At 73.3% G+C, this 19,750-nt stretch carries 13 protein-coding genes; 6 read left to right on the top strand and 7 right to left on the bottom strand.

All coding sequences use genetic code 11. The annotated features are described in order from the left end of the window. Positions 1 to 78: 78 nt before the first annotated feature. From ACGFI7_RS02630 to ACGFI7_RS02620, 3 genes are all read left to right on the top strand, one after another. Positions 79 to 780, top strand: coding sequence for an SRPBCC family protein (locus ACGFI7_RS02630; protein ID WP_393398259.1), 702 nt, complete (start codon positions 79 to 81; stop codon positions 778 to 780). Between the two features lie 85 nt (positions 781 to 865). Next, positions 866 to 3,496 (top strand): CDP-glycerol glycerophosphotransferase family protein, encoded by a 2,631-nt coding sequence (locus ACGFI7_RS02625; RefSeq protein WP_393398257.1) that lies wholly within the window; start codon positions 866 to 868, stop codon positions 3,494 to 3,496. Further along, positions 3,493 to 4,557: a glycosyltransferase gene (locus ACGFI7_RS02620; RefSeq protein ID WP_393398255.1), complete on the top strand. Its 1,065-nt coding sequence runs from the start codon at positions 3,493 to 3,495 to the stop codon at positions 4,555 to 4,557. The genes ACGFI7_RS02625 and ACGFI7_RS02620 overlap by 4 nt, the downstream gene beginning before the upstream one ends. Positions 4,558 to 4,599: 42 nt before the next feature. Here the strand turns inward: ACGFI7_RS02620 and ACGFI7_RS02615 are convergent, their stop codons facing one another. The 3 genes from ACGFI7_RS02615 to ACGFI7_RS02605 all read right to left on the bottom strand — a co-directional run bounded on the left by ACGFI7_RS02615 (position 4,600) and on the right by ACGFI7_RS02605 (position 8,195). After that, on the bottom strand, positions 4,600 to 5,646 hold the full coding sequence (locus ACGFI7_RS02615) for a sulfotransferase family protein (protein ID WP_393398253.1): 1,047 nt from the start codon (positions 5,644 to 5,646) through the stop codon (positions 4,600 to 4,602). Between the two features lie 20 nt (positions 5,647 to 5,666). After that, complete coding sequence (locus ACGFI7_RS02610) at positions 5,667 to 6,473, bottom strand: CDP-alcohol phosphatidyltransferase family protein (RefSeq protein WP_393398251.1); 807 nt, start codon at positions 6,471 to 6,473, stop codon at positions 5,667 to 5,669. Positions 6,474 to 6,572: 99 nt separating this feature from the next. Then, positions 6,573 to 8,195 carry a hypothetical protein gene (locus ACGFI7_RS02605; protein WP_393398249.1) on the bottom strand — a complete coding sequence of 541 codons (1,623 nt, stop codon included), beginning with the start codon at positions 8,193 to 8,195 and terminating at the stop codon, positions 6,573 to 6,575. 258 nt (positions 8,196 to 8,453) lie between these two features. Between ACGFI7_RS02605 and ACGFI7_RS02600 the strand changes: the two genes are divergently transcribed. The 3 genes from ACGFI7_RS02600 to ACGFI7_RS02590 all read left to right on the top strand — a co-directional run bounded on the left by ACGFI7_RS02600 (position 8,454) and on the right by ACGFI7_RS02590 (position 11,490). After that, a complete protein-coding gene (locus tag ACGFI7_RS02600; RefSeq protein ID WP_393398247.1) occupies positions 8,454 to 9,629 on the top strand; it encodes an acyl-CoA reductase in 1,176 nt (391 codons plus the stop codon). A 98-nt stretch (positions 9,630 to 9,727) separates the two neighbouring features. Continuing rightward, positions 9,728 to 10,402 (top strand): polysaccharide deacetylase family protein, encoded by a 675-nt coding sequence (locus ACGFI7_RS02595; RefSeq protein WP_393398245.1) that lies wholly within the window; start codon positions 9,728 to 9,730, stop codon positions 10,400 to 10,402. 86 nt (positions 10,403 to 10,488) lie between these two features. Next, positions 10,489 to 11,490 carry a zinc-binding dehydrogenase gene (locus tag ACGFI7_RS02590; RefSeq protein ID WP_393398243.1) on the top strand — a complete coding sequence of 334 codons (1,002 nt, stop codon included), beginning with the start codon at positions 10,489 to 10,491 and terminating at the stop codon, positions 11,488 to 11,490. Positions 11,491 to 11,535: 45 nt separating this feature from the next. Here ACGFI7_RS02590 and ACGFI7_RS02585 read toward each other — a convergent pair whose 3' ends face one another. The 4 genes from ACGFI7_RS02585 to ACGFI7_RS02570 all read right to left on the bottom strand — a co-directional run bounded on the left by ACGFI7_RS02585 (position 11,536) and on the right by ACGFI7_RS02570 (position 19,599). Continuing rightward, complete coding sequence (locus tag ACGFI7_RS02585) at positions 11,536 to 15,441, bottom strand: S8 family serine peptidase (protein WP_393398241.1); 3,906 nt, start codon at positions 15,439 to 15,441, stop codon at positions 11,536 to 11,538. 211 nt (positions 15,442 to 15,652) lie between these two features. Beyond that, positions 15,653 to 18,568, bottom strand: a complete 2,916-nt coding sequence (locus ACGFI7_RS02580) for an AAA family ATPase (protein ID WP_393398239.1) — start codon at positions 18,566 to 18,568, stop codon at positions 15,653 to 15,655. Between the two features lie 309 nt (positions 18,569 to 18,877). After that, complete coding sequence (locus ACGFI7_RS02575; RefSeq protein WP_393398237.1) at positions 18,878 to 19,327, bottom strand: ATP-binding protein; 450 nt, start codon at positions 19,325 to 19,327, stop codon at positions 18,878 to 18,880. Then, positions 19,324 to 19,599, bottom strand: a complete 276-nt coding sequence (locus tag ACGFI7_RS02570; RefSeq protein ID WP_393398235.1) for a hypothetical protein — start codon at positions 19,597 to 19,599, stop codon at positions 19,324 to 19,326. Before ACGFI7_RS02570 ends, ACGFI7_RS02575 begins: the two co-directional genes overlap by 4 nt. Positions 19,600 to 19,750: the final 151 nt, after the last annotated feature.

The following is a 19,750-nucleotide window of genomic DNA, read 5'->3' as shown; positions in this document are numbered from 1 at the left end:
CACAGATGCGCGGGGGCGTCCCCCTTCCGGGGCGCCCCCGTGGCACGTAGTCTCGCAGCAGCGGGAAGGAGCGAATCGATGGCGATGCGGTTCGAGCACGAGTTCACGGTCCCGGTCCCCATCGAGCAGGCCTGGGCGGTCCTGCTGGATGTCGAGCGGGTGGCTCCGTGCCTGCCGGGAGCGGCTCTCGACACGGTCGAGGGTCAGCAGTTCACCGGCAGGATGAAGGTCAAGGTCGGTCCGATCACCGTCACCTATCGAGGCTCGGCCGCGTTCGAGGACGTCGACAAGGACGCGCACACGCTCACCATCCAGGCGACGGGCAAGGAGGCGCGGGGCTCCGGCACCGCCGCCGCGACCGTCAAGGCGCGGCTGACGCCGGCCGACGGCACGACCACGGTGACCGTCGAGACGTCGTTCAACGTGACGGGCCGGCCCGCGCAGTTCGGCCGCGGCGTGATGGCCGAGGTCGGCGGGAAGCTCATCGACCGGTTCGCACAGAACCTCGCCGAGCTGCTCGCGGAGCCGGCGCAGGAGCCGCAGCAGGAGGAGACCGCCGCCGCGGAGGAGCCGTCGGAGCGTCACCTGGCCGCCGTGCCCGCGCCCGAGGACGACGTCCGCCCGGCGGGCACCATGCGCACCTCCCGCACGCCCGACGAGGAGGCGCTCGACCTGCTCGACATCGCGGGCGCGCCGCTGCTCAAGCGGCTGGCGCCAGTGCTGGGCGGGGTGGCCGCGCTGCTCGTCATCATCTGGGTAATTCGTCGCCTTATTCGGTGATTTAAGGCAAAAACCTCGAAATCCGGACGTACCTCGCGAAGTGCAGGGAACGCCTACTCCCACGTCGTGACACACGGGGGTTGGCATGCCGGATTGCACGGTTGTCGTGATCACCTACAACGACGCCCGCCGCCTGCCCAGGGCGGTCCGCTCGGTGCTCGGCCAGACGCTGCGCGACCTGGAAGTGATCATCTCCGACGACGCCAGCACGGACGACACCCCGCGGGTGGCGGCCGAACTGGCGGAGTCCGACCCGCGCGTGCGCTACCTGCGCAGGGAGCGCAACAGCGGCGGTTGCGGCGCGCCCAGGAACGACGGGCTGGACGCCGCCGCGGCCCCGTACGCGATGTTCCTCGACAGCGACGACGAGCTGCCCCGGCACGCCTGCAAGAGCCTGCTCACCGAGATCGAGCGGACCGAGGCCGACTTCGTGTCCGGCCAGATCTCCCGGCTGTACGAGTGGAACGGCCGGCTGCACCCGTACTACCCGGACCTGTTCGCCCGCCGCCGGGTGGTCGCGGACATCCGGGAGGAGCCGGAGCTGTTCCTGGACTCCTTCAGCACCAACAAGCTGTACGACGTGCGCTTCCTGCGGGAGAGCGGGGTGCGCTTCCCCGAGGACATCCACTACGAGGACCACGTCTTCGCCACCGAGCTGTACGCGCGGGCGCGGCGGTTCGCGGTCGTGCCGTGGGTGGTCTACCACTGGCACCGGGCCCGCGCCGGCTCCTCCATCTCGTTGTCGATCAAGGAGATGGACAACGTCCGCGACCGCGTGGCCGCGGCCCGGCGCAGCGACGACGTGCTGCGCCGGCACGGGGCCGCCGACCTGGTGCCGGCCCGCCAGTACCGCTTCCTCCGCCAGGACCTGCGGGTCTACCTCAACCCGCTGCCCGGCAGGGACCTGGTGTGGACGAAGGAGTTCGCCGCCGTCGTCCGCCCGTACCTGGAGGAAATACCCGACGAGGTGTACGAGCGGGTGGACCCGCTGGTCAAGGTGTGCTGCCGGCTCATCATGGACGACCGGGTGGAGGACCTGCGCATCGCGGCCGGCTGCCTGACCGGGCCCCGGGCCGCGCCGCGCGCCGCCGTGCAGCTCGGCGGGCGCACCTACTGGGGCACCACGGTCTCCCCCGGCCTGGACATCACCCGGCTGCGCCTGGCCGAGCTGCCGTTCTCGGCGTCGCGGCTGCGGCACGAGGTCGCCGAGCTGACCGCGGAGGGCGGCACGGTCCGGATGACGGTGCGCACCTTCGACCCGTTCGGCGTGCTGCCGGTCGACCGGGAGGCGTTCCTGAAGCTCGGCGGCCGGCGCGTGCCGATCCGGCCGCGCCCGTCCGGCGACGGCGGCTACGTCACCGAGGTGCTCTTCACCCCGGACGGCGCCTGCGAGCCGCGCATCGGCTTCACCCGGGCGGCCGACGGCCTCACCACCACCGACCGGCTCATCGTCGACCCGGCGATGACGCCGATCGAGCTGCCCGGCGGCGTCCTCGGGCCCGAAGGCCACGCCGCCTACCTGCGCGTGCGCCGCCCCGCCCGGCGACCGGCCCTGCTCGGACGGGTCAAGCGGGCGCTCGTCAGAAGACTCGGCACGCCGGCGATGAAGCTGCGCGCGTACAAGCTGCTGATCAAGGTGCTGCGGCCGCGCGCGGACCTGGCGCTGTTCGAGTCGGACGTCGGCAAGGGCTGCACCGGCAGCCCCCGGGCCGTGTACGAGGAGCTGCGGCGGCGCGGCCTGCCCGTCGAGGTGGTCTGGTCGGTGGCCAAGGGACGCGGCAAGGCCCCGGCCGGGGCGCGCACGGTGCGGCGCGGCGGCTGGAAGTACGTCTGGACCCTGGCCAGGGCCGGCTACTGGGTGGACAGCCACGGCTTCCCGCTCGACTACCCCAAGCCGCGCGGCACCCGCTACCTGCAGACCTGGCACGGCCAGGGCATCAAGTCCATCGGCTTCGACGCGCCCGACCTGCGCGGCGACTTCGACAAGCCGCGCGCGCGATGGCGGGCCGCGGTCGCCCGCTGGGACGCGCTGATCTCGCCCAGCGCCGAGTTCTCCCGCTGCTTCGTCCCGTCCAACGGCTACCGCGGGCCGGTCTACCGGCACGGCACGCCGCGCTGCGACGCGCTGGTCAAGGGCGAGCTGGCGGGCGACCCGCGCCGGCGGCTGGAGCTGCCCGCCGGCAAGAAGGTGCTGCTGTACGCGCCCACCTACCGGGACCGGGCCAAGGGCAGCGGCCGCTCCATCCGGGTGGACCTGGAGCTGATGGCCGCGGAGCTGTCCGGCGAGTGGGTGGTCATCCTGCGCACCCACCCGGTCGAGCGCTACCGGCCGCCCGAGCACCTGCTCCCCTTCGTGCGCCCGGCCGGCGGGTACCCGGAGATCAACGACCTGATGCTGGTCTCCGACGCGCTGCTGACCGACTACTCGTCCGTGATGTGCGACTACGCGATCACCGGCAAGCCGATGCTGTTCTTCGTCGACGACTGGGACGAGTACCGGCTGACCGAACGCGGCGTCTACCACGACCTGCTCTCCATCGCGCCAGGACCGTGCGTGACCACCACGGAGGAGCTCGTCGAACGCCTGCGCGACCTGCCCGCCGGGCACGCCGCGCACGCCGGCCGCTACGCGGCGTTCCGCGAGCTATGGTGCGCCGACGAACGCGGCGACGCCGCCGCCCGGGTCGTCACCGACTTCTTCGGCGGCGCGGCGTGAACGTCGTCTTCGCCTGTCTGGACGCCGACACGCTCGGCGGCATCCAGCAGGTCACCCACACCCTCGCGCAGGGCTTGGCCGGGCGCGGGCACGAGGTGCACGTGATCGGATTGCACCGGGCGCAGGCGCCGTTCCGCTACGTGGAGCGCCCGCGCTACCGCGCCCACCTCATCAGCCGGGCGCCGGTGGGCCCCGAGGGCCGGCTCGCGCGCCTCCGGTCCCGGCGCAGGCTGCGGGAGCTGCTGGGCGGGATGCGGCCCGGCTACGCGGTGCTCACCTCGCCGGGCGCGGTGTCCAGGACGGCCGGGCTGGTGCCCGCGCACCTGCGGGCGATCGGCCAGTATCACGGCTCGTACGAGCACGCGAGCGGCTGCTGGCACCTGGGCTCGATCAGGAAGCACTACCCGGGGCTTGAGCAGGCGGTGTTCCTCAGCGAGGAGGACGCGTGGCGCTTCGCCGAGCACGCGTTGCTGCCCAACGCCCGGGCACTGCCGAACCCGCTGGCGAGCTGGCCGGACCGGGTGTCGGAGCTGTCCGCGCCGCGCGTGCTGGGCGTGGGGCGGCTGGAGGGGGTCAAGCGGTTCGACCGGCTGATCAGCGCCTTCGCCCGGTCGGGGGCGCCGCCGCCGTGGGAGCTGCACCTGCTGGGTGACGGGGCGGAGCTGGACCGGTTGCGCGACCACGCCGCGCGTGCGGGCGTGGCGGACCGGGTGGTGTTCCGCGGGCGGGTGTCCGCCGGTCAGATGCCGGCCGAGTACCGGGCCGCCTCGCTCCTCGCGGTGAGCAGCGAGCACGAGGGGCTGCCGGTCGTGCTGCTGGAGGCCGCCGCGCACGGGGTGCCCGCGGTGGCGTTCGACGTGTCGGGCGGGGTGCGTTCGGCGCGGCCGGTGCTCGTGCCGCCCGGCGACGTGGACGCGCTGGCGGATCGGCTGGGATGGCTCGCCGGGTCGGAGCGCGAGCGGCGACGGCTGGGGGCCGCCGCCCGCGAACGCGCCGAGGCCTTCCGCCTGGACCGCGTCCTGGACCACTGGGAGTCCCTGTTCGCCCACATCGAGCGCTGACGGGGCGGCGCCGGGCCCCCGTGGCCGGCGCCGCCCCGCGGGTCAGCTGTGCTCGGCCAGTTCTGGCGACTCGTTGCGCTGCTGCGGCACGCCTGCCAGCACGCGCTGGCCGCTGGTGAGCAGGGCCGCCACCGGGCCGGGCTCGCGCATCCGGTTGAGCCGGTCGCGGAAGCTCTTGCGCAACCGGCTGGTCCGCCGCCTGGCCATCGTCTTCTGGCAGGCCGTCACGTGCTCCTTGGCCGCGCGCGGCGCGCCGGACAGCTCGTAGCCGTTGGACTCCAGCCGCTCGCCGAACATCTGCTCGCACAGCGAGATCTCCCACGGGTCCAGCCGGGTGGCCCAGCTCCCGACCCGGCTGCGGGTCACCTCGCCGTGGGTGTTGCTGTGCCAGACCTTGTGCGTCGGCACGGCCACGCTGGCCGCCTCGCGCGGCGAGACCATGGAGGGCGAGAAGTCCTCCTCCAGGAACACGCAGAGCTTCTTCAGCTCGGTCTCCGGATCGTCGGTGAGGTCCTCGTACCGCAGCTCGAAGTACGTGTCCTCGGGCAGGGTCCGGCGCAGCCGCTCTCCCGCGTCCATGGCCTCGGCCCAGGTGGCGACCGCGTGGAAGGAGTCGGCCGTGTACCAGGGCATCTCCTTGAGCGAGGCGACGCAGTCGCGCCCGTCCCTGATCAGGTGGATGAACTGGGCGTCGGGGAAGAGCCTGAGCAGCAGGTCGGTGTGCTTGATGTAGCTGGGCCGCTTGTCGCCCCAGCGGGGCTTGGCGAAGCGGTCGGCGTACATGCGCAGGGCGGTGCCGATCACCGAGCCGAGCGAGCCCGGCCCTTCCACGGCCTGGCGGACGAAGTCGACCTTGTCGATCTTCAGCTCGCGGAACTTGGTGCTGCGGTCGTTGGCGATCCACTCGGCCAGGGAGCGGCGGCGCGCGGCCTCGCGCAGGTCCCCGAACACGCGGCGGCGGTAGTAGGCGGGAAGGACGAACCTCGTCTCAGGCGGCACCGCCAGCCGCGGGTGGGAGTGGAGCATGAGCTGGAGCATCGTGGTGCCGGAGCGCGGACACCCGATGACGAACACCGGCCGGTCGGACATTTCGTACTAACCCCCGAAACTTAGACGAGAACGTGCTCTCGGCTCTCCTGGGACACCTCGTGCCTGCGCGCGAAGAGCCACATCCGGTAAACAAGGAAGACCTCATTGGCGAGGAGCAGGAAACTCGCCCCCGCCGCCACCGGGATCAGCGCCGCCACCCCGATCAGGGGCGCGATCACGAACACGGCCGCATGGAACTCGATCCCGCTGATCAGGTGCGATCGCACCCGGTGACGGGCCAGGAACCTGTTGAGCCGTCGCAGGAAGCCCGGCCCCCCGGGCACCTCGGCGTCCTCCTCGCGCGGCGCCGGCACCAGGTCGATCAGGGGCTCCCCGGCGGCCCGATCCCTGGTGATGGCGTCGCGGACCCGCTTCATCTGCGGCGCGTTGACGTACCTGAACAGGTCGAGCACGGCCACCGCCGCGCCCAGCAGGATGTAGGCGACCTCCCCGGTGCGCTCGTACTGCCCGTAGGCGAGGCCCGCGGCGCAGAGCACCACCCGCACCCGGTCGCCGACGTAGTCGAGCCAGAGCCCGAAGGGCGTCCCCGTGCCCTTCAGCCTGGCGATCTTGCCGTCGACACAGTCGATCATGAAGCTCAGATAGAACAGCAGCGCACCGGCCACCAGCTCGCCCGCCCCCAGGCACACGGCCGAAGCCAGGCCGAGGACCAGCGAGAACACGGTGAGGTTGTTGGGTGTGATCTGGCTTCTGTTGGCGACCACGAGCGCGACCCGGCAGGCGACCGGGTCCACGAAGTACACCGTCCACCAGGAGTCTCTCCGCTTGCGTGTCTCGTAGACGTCATCGAGCGAATAGGTCCTCATGGGCTAACAGCATGACGACTTACCGTGTTTGGATCTTTACTCTCTGCTACTCCTAGGGGATGTCCATGCCTGTTCTTGACCATCTGCAGCCCCGGGTGTTCAGCCTGAGAGCAGGCGCATGACCTTGCGGGCGACCCTGCGGGGGCGCGACAGCCCCCGTGACAGCCGGTAACCGAGCGTCCTGCGATAGGCGGACGCGCTGTGCCGGCGCCGCCTGAGCCGCGAGCGCGCCCTGGCCAGCGCCCGCTCGCGGGAGGCGAGCCGCTCCTCCAGCCGGGAGATGCCGGCCAGCGCGGCGGCGAGCTGCTCGGCCAGCCGGTCCCTGGCCCGCAGCAGGTCGCGATAGGTCGGCGCCTGCCCGCCCGGCTCCGCGGCCGGGCCCAGCTCGGCGTCGAGCCTGCGGGCCCGCTCCAGCTCGGCGCGGTCGCAGGGCCGCCCGGCCAGGCCGCACAGGGTGAGCGTGAGCTGGTCGCTCTCCAGGGGCCACGGCCACGGATGGTGGTGCCCGGCGGCCAGCAGCCGCACCGCGAACCGCCACAGCATCCGGCAGAGCACCACGGCGGGCGGGGGCGGGTCCGGCAGGTCCGGGCCGGGGTCGAGCGGATGGAAGGAGTCGCCGTCCCAGACCAGCGTGTCGGTCGCCGCGGTGACGTCGCCGCCGTCCTCGACCCACTCGGCGAGCGCGCCGAGCAGCACCCGCACCGCCCGCACGTCCTCGCGGGCGCAGGCCTCGACCAGGACCTCCTCCACGACCCGGCCCGCCGGGACCGGCCGTTCGCGGCCCGCGGGCAGCCGCCTGGCGGCGAGCCGGCCGGCGCCGTCGCCGACCAGCTCGTGCACGGACGCGCCCTCCTCGACCAGCCCGAGCGGCAGCTCCACCGGCGCGGGCTCGCCCCGGGCGGCCACCGCGAGCCAGAGCGGGGCCAGTTCCTCGCCCAGCCGGTGCCGGAACACGAGCCTGGTCAGCCGGAGCGGATCGGCCGCCAGCATGCGCTGCCCGTCGCGCGCGCTCAACGGGAACGTCAGCGCCTCCGGCAGGTCCATGGCCAGCAGCTCGCGGGCGAGCACGGCCCGCGGCGCCCGGCCGTCGGGATAGGCCGCGTAGCAGCGCTCGACGCGCAGCCCGGCCGACTCCAGCGCGACGTCGAGCGCGACAGGCCCGCTCGGGTACGTGGGATCGAAGCCGGGCGGCTCCCCCTCGTCGGCCCCGTCGCGGTCCGGCGGGCGGGCGTCCATCAGCCGGTCGACCCCCAGGTCGTTGCGGACCCCGAGCACCAGCCGCCCGCCGGGGGCGGCGAGCCCGGCCAGCGCGGCCAGCGACTGCCCCCACGGCACGGCCGGGGCCTCCGCCGAGTGGGTGCGGGCCAGCCCGTCCAGCGCGAGCACCAGATCGTACGGCCCGTCCAGGGCGAGCAGGTCCAGCCGGCCGCAGTGGACGCCGACGCCCGGGTGCCGCTCGCCCAGCGCGCACGCGTCGGGGAACGACCGCAGCACCGCCGCCACGGACCCGGCCCGCTCGACCACCCGGTCGACCAGCTCCATCGGGTGCGGGCCGACCAGCAGGACCCGGGCCGCGCCGGGCAGCAGCCGGTCGAGGAGCTCCAGCGCGGCGGCCCGCCAGCCGGTGACCTCGCCCGTGTCGGACCAGAGCAGCATCTCGCCGCCGATCAGCCGGACGTTACCCGGCCCCTCGCACACGCGCTTCTCGAGTGCCTCGGTCACGCGCCCCGCACCCGCTTCCCGCCCGGAACGCAGGAGTGACCGTACCCGTCGTCGCGATCGTCCATGGTGTCCCCTCGTGCGGTTGGCGCGCCCCGTCCGACCTTCGCAGCCGCGCGCCGGGGTCACGGGGGCTTATACGGTTCCCTTACTCGCTCCGGGGTCTCGGTTTCAGTTACGACCCATCCCGGCTACACTGAGTGCCATCCGATAACGGAGAGTGAGTGCCGTGGCGCGTGTCAGCGGGCGGGCGAGGGCGTAATGCTCGACGTCAGGTTCCCCGCCGGTCCCCCCGTCACCGTCGACCACCTGCTCGACGAGATCATGGCCGGGAGCCGGCTGACCGTGGGCGACGAGCGGATCCGCGACTTCCTGGTGGCGTTCGGCCGCAGGCTGCTGCGACCGTCGCTGGCCCGCCGCCATCGCGAGCTGGACACGCTCGGCTTCTTCCTGAGCCCCGGCGAGCTGCTGCGCACGATCGACGCGCTGCGCGGCGACCACGTGCGGATGCCGCGCGGCCTGGCCTTCCACATCCCGCCCGCCACCGTCGACACCGTGTTCGTCTACTCGTGGGCGCTGTCGGCGCTGACCGGCAACCGCAACGTGGTGCGGCTGTCGCCGCGGGCCGGCCCGCTGGCCGCCACCATCGTCGACACCCTGCAAGAGGCGCTCGACGGCGCCGACCCGGTGGTGGCCGCCACCCAGCGGATCATCTGCTACGACCGTTCCGCCACCATCACGGCCGCCCTCTCCTCGGCCTGCGACCTGCGCGTCATCTGGGGCGGCGACCGCACGGTGCACGAGCTCCGCCGCCATCCGCTGGCCCCGCACGCGCGGGAGCTGACCTTCCCCGACCGATCCTCGTTCGCGGTGGTGCGCGCCCCGGCCTGGCTGAGCGCGCCGCCCGAGACCCGTACGGCCGTGGCGGAGGGGTTCGTCAACGACTTCTACTGGTTCGACCAGGCCGCTTGCTCCTCGCCGCGCACGGTGTTCTGGGTGGGGCGGCGGGCCGACTGCGACGCCGCCCGCGCCGACTTCGTCGCCTGCCTGGCGCACGCCGTCCGGCGGCGCGGGTGGGCGGTCGAGGCGACCACGGCCGTGCGGAAGCGGGTGGCCGCCTACGAGGTGGCGGCCGATCCGCACGACGACCCACTCGCGCCGGCCACGACCGTGCCGCGCCGCTGGCTGGGCACGGGCACGTTCGCGCACGCCAGGCTCGACTCGCTGGCCGAGCTGGTTCCCCTGGTGGGCCGGCGCGACCAGACCATGACCCACTTCGGCTTCACCCGCGAGGAGCTGATGGAGCTGGCCCACGCCCTGGCCGGGCGGGGCGTCGACCGCATGGTGCCGTTCGGCGACGCGCTCAGCTTCCACCGGGTCTGGGACGGCATGGACGTCGCGGCCGAGTTCACCCGCCTGGTGACGGTGTTCGCCTGACACGGGTCGATAACAAATAACGGTCCAAAAGACGACGACCTGCACCGATGCCTCGGCATGATCACTGACAGGTCCGGTTTGCCCGTAAAGTGTTCGCTGTGCTGATTCATGGCTTGCTCGTCGTGTCGCTGGCCCTGAGCGGGACCCCCGCCGCCACCACCCAGGCGAAGATCGACTGCACCAAGGTCAAGTGCCTGGCCCTCACCTTCGACGACGGCCCGGGCAAGCACACCGCGAAGCTGCTCAAGACCCTCAAGAAGGAACGCGCCAAGGCGACGTTCTTCCTGACGGGCAAGTACGTCGACCAGCATCCCCGGCTGGCGAAGCGGATCATGACCGAGGGCCACGCCGTCGGCAACCACACCTACTCCCACTTCTCGCTGACGCCCCGGCTCGACGGCGAGATCCTCGACGACATCCAGGCCGGCAAGCAGGCCATCGAGCAGGCCACCGGCCGGACGCCGACGATGTTCCGGCCGCCGTTCGGCCACACCGACGAGCGGGTGCTGCGCATCGCCGACGAGCTGGACCTCGCCGAGGTGAAGTGGACCGGCACGACCCACGACTGGGCGCTGAAGGACAAGAAGAAGATCAAGGCCAAGGTGCTCAGCCTCGCCAAGCGCGACGGCATCATCCTGATGCACGACACGGTGCCGCAGACGGTGCAGGCCATGCCGGAGGTCATCAAGGAGCTCAAGAAGCAGGGCTACCACCTGGTGACCGTGCCGCAGCTCTACGGCGGCAAGCTGAGGGCGGGCGTCAGCTACCCGTAACGCGCGACCTCCGTCTTGACCTCAACTTTGGTTGAGGTCACAGGCTGTCGGAGACAGTTACCGACAGACGGAGTGGAGCGAGTGGCATGCGAGTCGTCGAAGTGACCGCGTTCGGGGAGCCCGAGGTGCTGGTGGCGCGGGACGCGCCGGATCCGGTCGCCGGGCCCGGTGAGGTCCTGGTCGAGGTGGTGGCCGTGGACGTGCTGTTCCTCGACACCCAGCTCCGGTCGGGCTGGGGTGTGGAGTTCTTCCCGGTGCGGCCGCCGTACGTGCCGGGTGACGGGGTGGCCGGGACCGTGGTGGCCGTCGGGGAGGGCGTGGACCCCGGGTGGGCAGGTCGGCGGGTGGTCGCCCGTACCGGGAAGCCCGTGCGGGAGGGCAGCCCCGTCCTGGCCCCGGTCGGCGGGTACGCCACGAAGGCGGTCGCCCGTACCGAGACCCTGGTGGAGGTCCCCGGCGGGCTGGGCGCGCACGAGGCGCTGGCGCTGCTGCACGACGGGCCGACCGCGCTGGGGGTGGTGGACCGGGCCGGCCTCCGGCCGGGCGACGCGGTGCTGGTCACGGCGGCGGGCGGAAGCCTGGGCGTGGTGATCACCCAGCTCGCGACCGCCGCCGGGGCGCGGGTGGTCGGGGCGGCGCGCGGGCGGGACAAGCTGGACCTGGCGCGCAAGGCCGGCGCGGCGGAAGCCGTGGACTACACGGAGGAAGGCTGGGCCGAGCGGGTGCTCGACCTGACCGGCGGTGTCCAGGCGGTGTTCGACGGAGCGGGCGGCCCGCTCGGCCGCCAGGCGCTGGAGACGACGGCGAACGGGGCCCGCTTCTTCGCCTACGGCGCGGCCGGCGGCGCGTTCGCCGACTTCACCGCCGAGCAGGCGGCGGCCCGCGGCGTGCGGCTGATCGGGATCACGGACGGCGCGCCGGGACCGGACCGGGTGCGGGAGCTGATCGAGCGGGCGCTGGCCGAGGCGGCGGCGGGACGGCTCCGGCCGCACGTCGGGCAGACGTTCCCGCTGGACCGCGCGGCCGACGCGCACGCGGCCGTCGCCGCCAGGACGACCCTCGGCAAGACCCTCCTGACCTGCGACTGACGCCCCGGCGGGCCCCGCTTGGATGCGGAGCCCGCCGGGAGACGTCTAGCGGAGGGTGAAGGCGCGGAGCGTGGTCTGGGTGACGCGGTTGCCCGCGGCGTCCCAGGCCTCGGCCCGCAGGCTCACCGCGCCCTTGGCGGAGCGGGGATAGGTGGCCGAGACGGTGTAGCCGCCGTCACGGCCCCGGCGGACGTCGGCCGGGGTCCAGCTCGCGCCGTCGTCGGTGCTGGTCCACAGCTTGAGCCCGGAGACCTTCGGCGTGCGGGCCTTGGTCGGCGTGTGGTGGACGTCGGCGTCGAAGGTGTGCCGCCTGCCCGCCGGCACGCTGTTGTCGAGCCCGATGCCGTCGGACATGTCGTACGAGACGAACACGACCTGCTCCGGCCGGCACGGATCGGTGATGCCGAACAGGTTGCCCACGCATCCCAGGCCGCGGGTGGCGTCCTCGGTCACCGTGCCGGAGCGGAAGGTCCACTCCGCCGTGGTGCCGTTCCCGGGATCGTCCAGGGTCAGCCGGTAGTCGCCCGTCTCCTTGGGCAGGACGTAGGCCGGGAGCCCGCCGGCGTCGCTCGGCGGGATCTCCGTCCCGTCCTTGTACAGGCGCGTGCCGCCGATGTACGTGTCGCCGAGCTGGCCGTCGGGCCCGATCATGGAGTAGGCGGCCCACAGGACGTCTCCCTGACGGCAGATCGGGCAGAACCCGATCGTCTCCCCGTCGGTCGCCCGGCGGACGGGCTCCGACGCGGTGAAGGCGCCCGGCGTGAACGGCCCCGCGTTCCACCGCTGGGTGAACCGGACCGGCTTGTCGAACACGTGCATGGTGCGGATGAGGTTCCGCTGCTCGCTGCTCGTCTGACGCACGACCACGACCTCGGGGTCGATCGGGCCGACGTACTCGGTGCGCCTGTCCGGAGCCCGGACGATCGGCAGGAAGGCCGGGTAGACGCTCGGCAGGCCCTTGGCCACCGGCCAGGAGCTGGACTCGTAGTCCGCGGGCGTGCCGGAGTGGTAGTGGGTGTCCACGGTGGCCAGCTGCCGCTCGGTGATCTTGTACGTCATGGACGCGGGAACGCGGTCCCGCTCGACGGGGTGCATCTGGTAGGCGTAGGGCGAGTGGGGCGTGCCCTTGACGGCGATGGTGACCGGGCCCTTGGCCAGCCGCTTGATCAGCTCCTTCGCCTCGGCGGGGGCCACCGTGACGTAGGGGATGCCGACCTCCGTGCTGGTGTCGCCCGGCTCTGCGTACACCGGCTGGGGGATGAGCGGTCCGAAGCCGCAGGATCCGAACGGCGCCGACGGCCACATCAGGATCCCGGCCGCTCCCGCGTCCCGGAGCCTCCGGAAGATCTCCACGCGTCCGCCGCAGTCGCCGCCGTCGTCGAGCAGCGCCAGTTTGCCGCGCAGGTCGCGACCCGTCAGGTTGTCGCCCACGCCGACGTCGACCAGGCCCGCCTTCAGGTCACCGGTGAAGGGGATCTGTTCCATGGGGAAGCCCCTGGCGACCTTCCCCGCGTGCGGCCAGACCGCGGGATTCAGCTTGAGCCGGTCCCGCCCGCGCACCTCCATGGTCACCTCGGGCAGCGCCAGACCCCAGCTGGTGGTGAAGAGCAGCTCGCTCTCGGTCGTGCGCTTGGTGGGAGTGATCCAGTGCTGGAAGAAGGGCGCGCTGGACGTGTAGCTCCACCAGGGCACGCCGTTCTTCATCGTCTGCTGGAGGTGGGTGTACGTCTGCGACTCGGGGGACGGGACGGCCCGCTTCGGTGTGTCGAAGCGGATCTCCCGGAGCGTACGCCCGTCGAGGGTGACCTCGGTGTCCCCGTCGACCTTCACCTCGGGGCTCGTCAGCCAGGCGTCGCTGGGCACGTACGTCACCGGGTCGATCCAGCCGAGATGACCGGTGACGCTGTAGACGCCGTGCGGCACCATGACGGTGATGACGTCGGGCTCCTCCAGCTGGGCGCGGCCGGCCAGGTTGCCCCGGTCGCCGGTCACGTCGATGACGGACAGGAGCCGGGGGAGGAAGGGCGTGCCCGCACGGTCGAGGAAGCGCATGGAGAGCTTGACCTTCGGCGGCTCGCGGAGCAGGCCGACGGGGACGGTCAGCCGGGTGCCCTGGTCGTCCGTGGCGGTCACCGCGCCCGTGTAGGCGCCGATGGCCAGGTCCGCCGGAGTGAGCGTGACCGTGGCCGTGCCCGTCCGGCCGGGCTCGATCGTCAGCGTCCCGTCCACCGTGAGGGTGCCCTGCGGGGCCGGTTCGCCGGCGGTGGTGGCCAGCTCGGGGGTCAGGGTGAGGGTCACCGGCCGGTCCGAGGCGTTGACGTACGAGATCTCCTTGGTCACCGGCGCGGCGCCCGCCTCGACGTAGCCGTAGTCGAGGTTCGGGGTGGTCGCGTGGACCTTCTGGGTGATCGCGTTCGCCAGGTCCAGCCGTCCGGCCCCGCTCTCGTAGACGGTCAGGCCGACGTCCTTGGCGGTGCTCATCAGCGTGGCCTTGAGCTGGGCCGCCGTCCAGTCAGGGTGCCGCTGGGCGAGGATCGCCGCCGCGCCGGCGACGTGCGGCGTGGCCATCGAGGTGCCGTCCGCCGACGTGTACGCGTCTCCGGTGGGGGTGCCCATGCTCGTGCCCGCGGCGCGGGCCGCGACGATGTCGTCGCCGGGGGCCGCGATGTCCGGCTTGAGCGCGCCGTCGGTGCGCGGGCCCCGGCTGGAGAACGGCGCGAGCTTGTCCTGCTTGTCGGTGGCCGCGACGGTCAGGGCCGACCGGGCGGCGCCCGGCGCGCCGACGCTCTCGGCCTGGCCGGCGTTGCCCGCGGCGACGACGAACAGCGCGCCCGTCTCGGCCGTCAGGTTGTCGAGTGCCTGGCTGAGCGGATCGGTGCCGTCCGTGGGGCCGCCGCCGAGGCTCATGTTGACGACCTTGGCGCCACTGGCCGCGGCCCACTGCATGCCCTCGATGACGTCGCTCCACTCGCCGCTGCCGCTGTCGTCGAGCACCTTGCCGACGGCCAGCTCCACGCCGGGCGCGACGCCCTTGTGCGTGCCGCCCGAGGCGGCGCCGCTGCCGGTGATGGTGGAGGCGACGTGGGTGCCGTGCCCGTGGCCGTCCTTCGCCGTCTCCACCCCGGCCACGAACGACCGGCTCTCGGTGACCTTGCCGACGAGATCCGGGTGGGTGTCGTCGATCCCGGTGTCCAGCACGGCGACCTTGACGCCGGTGCCGTCCGAACCGGCGGCCCACGCCTGCGGCGCGCCGATCAGCGGCACGCTGACGTCGAGGTCGGCCTCGACCTTGCGGTCGAGCCACACCTTGGCGAGCCCCGCGCCGAGCGTGCTCGCCGCCCGCCCGTTCGGCGTGCCGCCCAGCACGGCGGACCAGAACGTGGCCGTCCGGTCGTGCGGAACCGTCAGCGCGGCGCCGTTGATGCTGTCGAGCGCCGCGGTCGGCGTGCTGGCCGGCAGCGCGTCGGCCGCGGCCCTGCGGTTCCCGGACGCGCCGGGGTACTGCACGATCACCGGGGTCGACCGGTCGTCCGCGTAGCCGTGTTCGGCCAGGTACTTCACGTCGAACAGCGCGCGGTCGACGCGGCCCGACTCGACCGCCGGCAGCACGTCGGCGGGGAAGACGTAGAAGCCGTCGGGTCCGCCCTGGCCGTGGAAGGACGGCAGGGCGCCGCCGGGCCTGGGCGCGGCCTTCGTCTCGAAGCGGTAGCGTCCGCCGCCTTCCTCGGTCAGCGTCACCTTGTCGCCGGTGATGAGGGTGATCTCGTGCGTGCCCGGCGCGACGCCGTCGAGGGTGATCGGCGCGGCGGCCCGGGCGGGCTCGCCCGCGTTGTCGCCGCCGGTGTTGTCGCCGGCCGCGGCGGCCGGCGCGTGCACCGCCGTGGCGGCCATCGCGAGCGCCGCGAGGGCCGCGACCGGCCATCGTCGGCGCACGCCAGTGAAGATCTTCATGGGGGGTTCTCCTGAGGGGGTGTCAGAGCGGTTCGTACTCGTCTTCGGCCGGTCTTTCCTCGGCCTCGGCTTCGGGCGGCGCGTCCTCGTCGGCCGGAGAGTCATCCCGAAGGTCGCTCGGAGGGGTCTTCACGCAGCGATCTTGCGTGAGTCCACCGCCCTTGTCATGGGTTGGATGACCTAATAAATGACAGCAGGAACCGGTGCGCGGTCAGGAAACGAGACCCGCCTCGACGGCGGCGACCGCGAGCGCCGTGCGGGAGTTGACCCCGAGCTTGCGCATGGCCGAGTTGACCTGTGCGGCGACCGTTCTCGGCGACCTCGACAACACGGCCGCGATCTCCCGGTTGGTCCTGCCGGTGGCGAGCAGGCGGACGACCTCCAGCTCACGGGGCGAGAGCTGGTCGCCGTAGCCGCGCCGCCCCCGTCCGCGCACCTCCACCTGGTGCTCGCGGAGCAGGGCGGCCACCCGCTCGGCCGCCGCGCGGGCGCCGAGCGCCGTCAGCCCCTGGAGCACCCGCCGGGCGAGCGGGAGGGCCGTCTCGGTGTCACCGGCCGCCAGCAGGCAGGCGACCTGCCGTTCCTGGGCCAGCAGGGCGTCGTAGGGCCGGGGAAGCCGCTGCCAGGCCTCCGCCGCGCGACCGTACCCGGCCGCCGCCTCGACGGGACCGGCGCGTACCTCGGCGAGGATCGCCTGGCACAGCACCAGCCCGGCCGCGGCCGACGGGGCGTCCCTGCCGCTCAGCCAGGCGGCGAACGCGTCGACCAGGTCGCCGGCCTCGTCCGGCCGTCCGGCGTCGGCCAGCGCCCGGACGCGGGCGGGGGCCAGGTCCACCGCCCACAGCCAGATCCCCTTCTCCGCCACCTGCCGCACGGGCTCGTCGGTGACCTGCAGCGCCTGGCCTGTGGCCCCGCGCGCGAGCAGCAGCTCGCCCAGGGCCGCCGCGGGCTCGGCCAGGAGCTCGACCGCGCCGTACCGCCGGCTCTCCGCCAGCACGTGCGCCAGCCGCTCCTCGGCCCCGGCGTCACCCGCCGCCCCGCGCAGCAGCCCGGCCACCAGGATCGCCTCCAGCCTCGTCACCGGCTGCACCGCGTCGTTGTCCAAGAGACCGGCGGCCCGGTCGGCGAGCCCCCGCCAGCGGCCCTCGTGCCAGTCGAGATGCAGGCGCGTGGCCAGAATGACGTCCCGGTAGCGGAGGAACCGGTGGCGCTCGGTGATCAGCTCGGCCCGCGCCAGAAAGCGCGCGGCGTCCGCGTGGCGGCCCCAGCGCACCGCGGCGTCCCCGAGGTTCAGCAGGGCCTTCCCGACCTCGCGCGCCTCCTCCGCGTCGGCCGGCTCACGGGTCAGGCGGGGCGTCTCCGCCCACCCTTCCTCCTCCCCCAGCATCAGGAGCGCGGTGGCGCGCTCGACCAGGAGGTTGAGCCGCTCCGTCGCCGGCACCGACTCGGTGGCCGCGGCCGCGCGGCGCAGCCAGCGCAGGTGCGTGGACGCGGGCGTGAACGGATCGCGCGGCCAGCCGAGGTACGTCATGATCCGCACGGCGCTCAGTGAGCCGGGCGGCAGGTGGGCGACCGCCTTCCTCAGCTCGGCCCGGCCCGCCTCGATCTCCTCCATGATCAGCAGCACCCGGCCGAGCTGGCAGCGGGTCTCCGCCGCGTCCCTGAGCGACAGCCTGCCCGGCTCCAACGCGGACCGCAGGCTCCGGACCAGCCCCTGGAAGCGGTCGTCACCGGTGAAGGAGGAGAACGGGATCTCGGCGACCAGCCGGGCGGCGTCGGCCGGGGGCGCGGCCGGATGGGTGATCAGGTCGTACAGCAAGGACGCGGCGCCGGCCTCGTCGGCGGCGGCCAGAGCGAGACAGGCGGCCCGCTCGGCGTGGCGCCGCCAGGCGGCCACGTCCCCCGCCTCGCGGAAGTGGCGGGCCAGCTGCGACACCGGAGACGGCGTCCGCGAGGCCAGGGCGCGACCGGCTCTCAGGTGCATCGCCCGGCGGCGCGGCGAGGGGATCGCCTCGTACACGGCTCTGGAGGCGAGCACGTGCCGGAACGACAGCGACCCGCCGTCGTCCCGCAGCAGCCCGCAGGCCAGCGCCTCGGCCAGCCCGTCCAGCGGCGCGTCCGGCAGACCCGGCCCGTCCGGCGGGTGCTCGCCGGGCCCTCGGACGAGGGCGGCGAGCGTGGCCTCGTCCGCCGGGGCGGACAGCACCGCCGCCGCCTGGAGGACGGCCCGCGCGGCCGGGCGGAGCCGCGCGACCCGTTCGAGCACCGCGTCCCGCACGGTCGGCGGCACGTCGATCCTGGCCAGCTTGCGCCGCGCCCACTCCCCGTTCCTGCGGGTCAGGTCCGCGCGCTCGTACATCAGGCGTACGGACTCCTCGACGGCCAGCGGCACCCCGTCGGTGTGCCGGTGCAGCAGCTGGGCGAACCCCGGGGACACGGGCTCGTCGTCCAGCATCGACGACACGAGCGCGCCGGTGCGCGCCACGTCCAGAGGCTCCAGCGCGAGCCGCAGCCCCGTCGCGGGCAGCCGGGACGACAACCGCAGCAGCAGCGAGGTCTGCGGCACGTCATCCGGGCGGTAGGTCACCACCAGGCTGGTACGCAACGGGTGCCGGGCGGCCAGGAACAGCAGGAACTCCAGCGTGGCCTCGTCCGCCCAGTGCGCGTCCTCCACCGCCAGCACCGACACCCCCAGCCGGTCCAGCACCTCGTCGAGGGCGCGGAAGAGCAGGTGGCGGGCGGCGGGGGCGTCCCCGGGCGGCTCAGGCGCGGGCGGCAACCCGTCGGCCCACTCGGGGAACAACGGCCGCAGCGCCCCGGCCAGCGCGCTCAGCCCCAGCTCCGCGACGCTGCCGACGGCCTGCCGGACCGCGTCCACCACCGGGCCCAGCGTGTGCGGCTCGCGGAACGGCGGGCAGTAAGCCACCAGGCCGCGGTCCGTACGCGTGCTCAGGAGCTCCCGTAACAGGCGGCTCTTGCCGACCCCGGCCTCCCCCTCGACCAGCACGATCGCCGGCTCCCCTGCCAGCGCCCGGCGGCACGCGGCCAGCTCGGACTCGCGGCCCACGAACGCGGGCACCGCCATCAGCCGCGGCGCACCGGCGCCGGAAGTCGCCGCACCAGCCACAGCCGGGTGCTCCCTATCGTGAGACCACAGACCGGAACCGAGCTAGATCATCATAGTCGTCAGAGAACACACCACGCCAGAATTCCGACCCGGGCCCTCCGGGCTGCCGCGTGCCAGGTCCTCTTCGTAGCCCTCGCGGGCGAGCCTCGTCCCGAGGGTGTGTCGCTGGTGAAGTCCTCGTCCGCGGCCGACTTCGATGGTCGGGTAGCCCGAGGGAGTCTCTCCCCCGGGCTACCCGACCTTGTGAGATTCGCCTGAGGCCATTGCGGGCAACACCGACGTCGGCGTGAGGTCCGTGGAAGTCAGGGATCATGCTGAAACCTCTTCCGCGTCTTCGGTGCCACGGGCAAGGAGCACGTCCACCGTGGGCACCTCGGCCCAGACCAGATTCCACTGCTCCGGTACGGTCCGGGTCCCCCATCTGATTGCGCTCTGCTGAACCAGCCAGAGCCCTCGGCCGCCGCACTCCTCCTCACCCGGCCGACGGGGATGGGGAACCGTCGCCGCCCCCTCGTCGATCACCTCGACCCTGGCCAGCGCGTCAGTGACCTCGAAAACCCTCACCCGCACCAGCCCACCCGGCCGCCCCGACGCAGTGTGCAGCACGGCGTTCCCCGCCAGCTCACTCGCGACAAGCCGGGCATCGTCCACATCACGATGACCGGCCACCGTCAAAGCGTCGGCTACCCAGCGGCGAACCAAGCAGACCCAAGCCGCGTTGCCCGGAATCGTCAGATCCACCAGAACCCGCTCACTCACTGCGCCACCTCCCACACCCGCTCGAACGCGCTCTCGTCCCGCTCGTCCACGCACCGGCTACGCCCGCGCCCCCAGGTGAAGACCCATCGCTGCCCGTGCAGCGCGGCCCGGACGAGCAGCGGCCCGGACTCCCGCCGCACCGAGAGACACGGCTCTCCCCGTCGCGGCAACTGGACCGAAACGGCCAGCCCCCGCACCTTCAACGCCCAGGCCAGCCGGGTCAGGTGAAAGAACTGCACCTGCTCCAGGCTCGGCGGCGCCGGCCCCGTCACGTCGTCATGCTTCCGCGTACGTCGCATCGCTGGAACCGCCCTTCGGTGCCGGAACAGCAGACTCCGGACGGTCAGAGACGGGTCAGTCCGTGAGGGTCCACATCCGCTTCAGTCCGCAAGCATGTAGCTACGTAGTGTAATCTGTCAATGC

Origin of the sequence: Nonomuraea sp. NPDC048826 (assembly GCF_043198225.1) — a bacterium.
In the GTDB taxonomy this organism is placed as follows: domain Bacteria; phylum Actinomycetota; class Actinomycetes; order Streptosporangiales; family Streptosporangiaceae; genus Nonomuraea.
The sequence above is the reverse complement of the archived record's forward strand: the minus strand, read 5'-3'. Positions and strand labels throughout refer to the sequence as shown.

Excerpts from the sequence above, each read along its gene's own strand:
- ACGFI7_RS02630 (WP_393398259.1), top strand. The coding sequence starts at position 79 with ATGGCGATGCGGTTCGAGCACGAGTTCACGGTCCCGGTCCCCATCGAG.
- ACGFI7_RS02625 (WP_393398257.1), top strand. The coding sequence starts at position 866 with ATGCCGGATTGCACGGTTGTCGTGATCACCTACAACGACGCCCGCCGC.
- ACGFI7_RS02615 (WP_393398253.1), bottom strand. The coding sequence starts at position 5,646 with ATGTCCGACCGGCCGGTGTTCGTCATCGGGTGTCCGCGCTCCGGCACC.
- ACGFI7_RS02610 (WP_393398251.1), bottom strand. The coding sequence starts at position 6,473 with ATGAGGACCTATTCGCTCGATGACGTCTACGAGACACGCAAGCGGAGA.
- ACGFI7_RS02600 (WP_393398247.1), top strand. The coding sequence starts at position 8,454 with ATGCTCGACGTCAGGTTCCCCGCCGGTCCCCCCGTCACCGTCGACCAC.
- ACGFI7_RS02590 (WP_393398243.1), top strand. The coding sequence starts at position 10,489 with ATGCGAGTCGTCGAAGTGACCGCGTTCGGGGAGCCCGAGGTGCTGGTG.
- ACGFI7_RS02585 (WP_393398241.1), bottom strand. The coding sequence starts at position 15,441 with ATGAAGATCTTCACTGGCGTGCGCCGACGATGGCCGGTCGCGGCCCTC.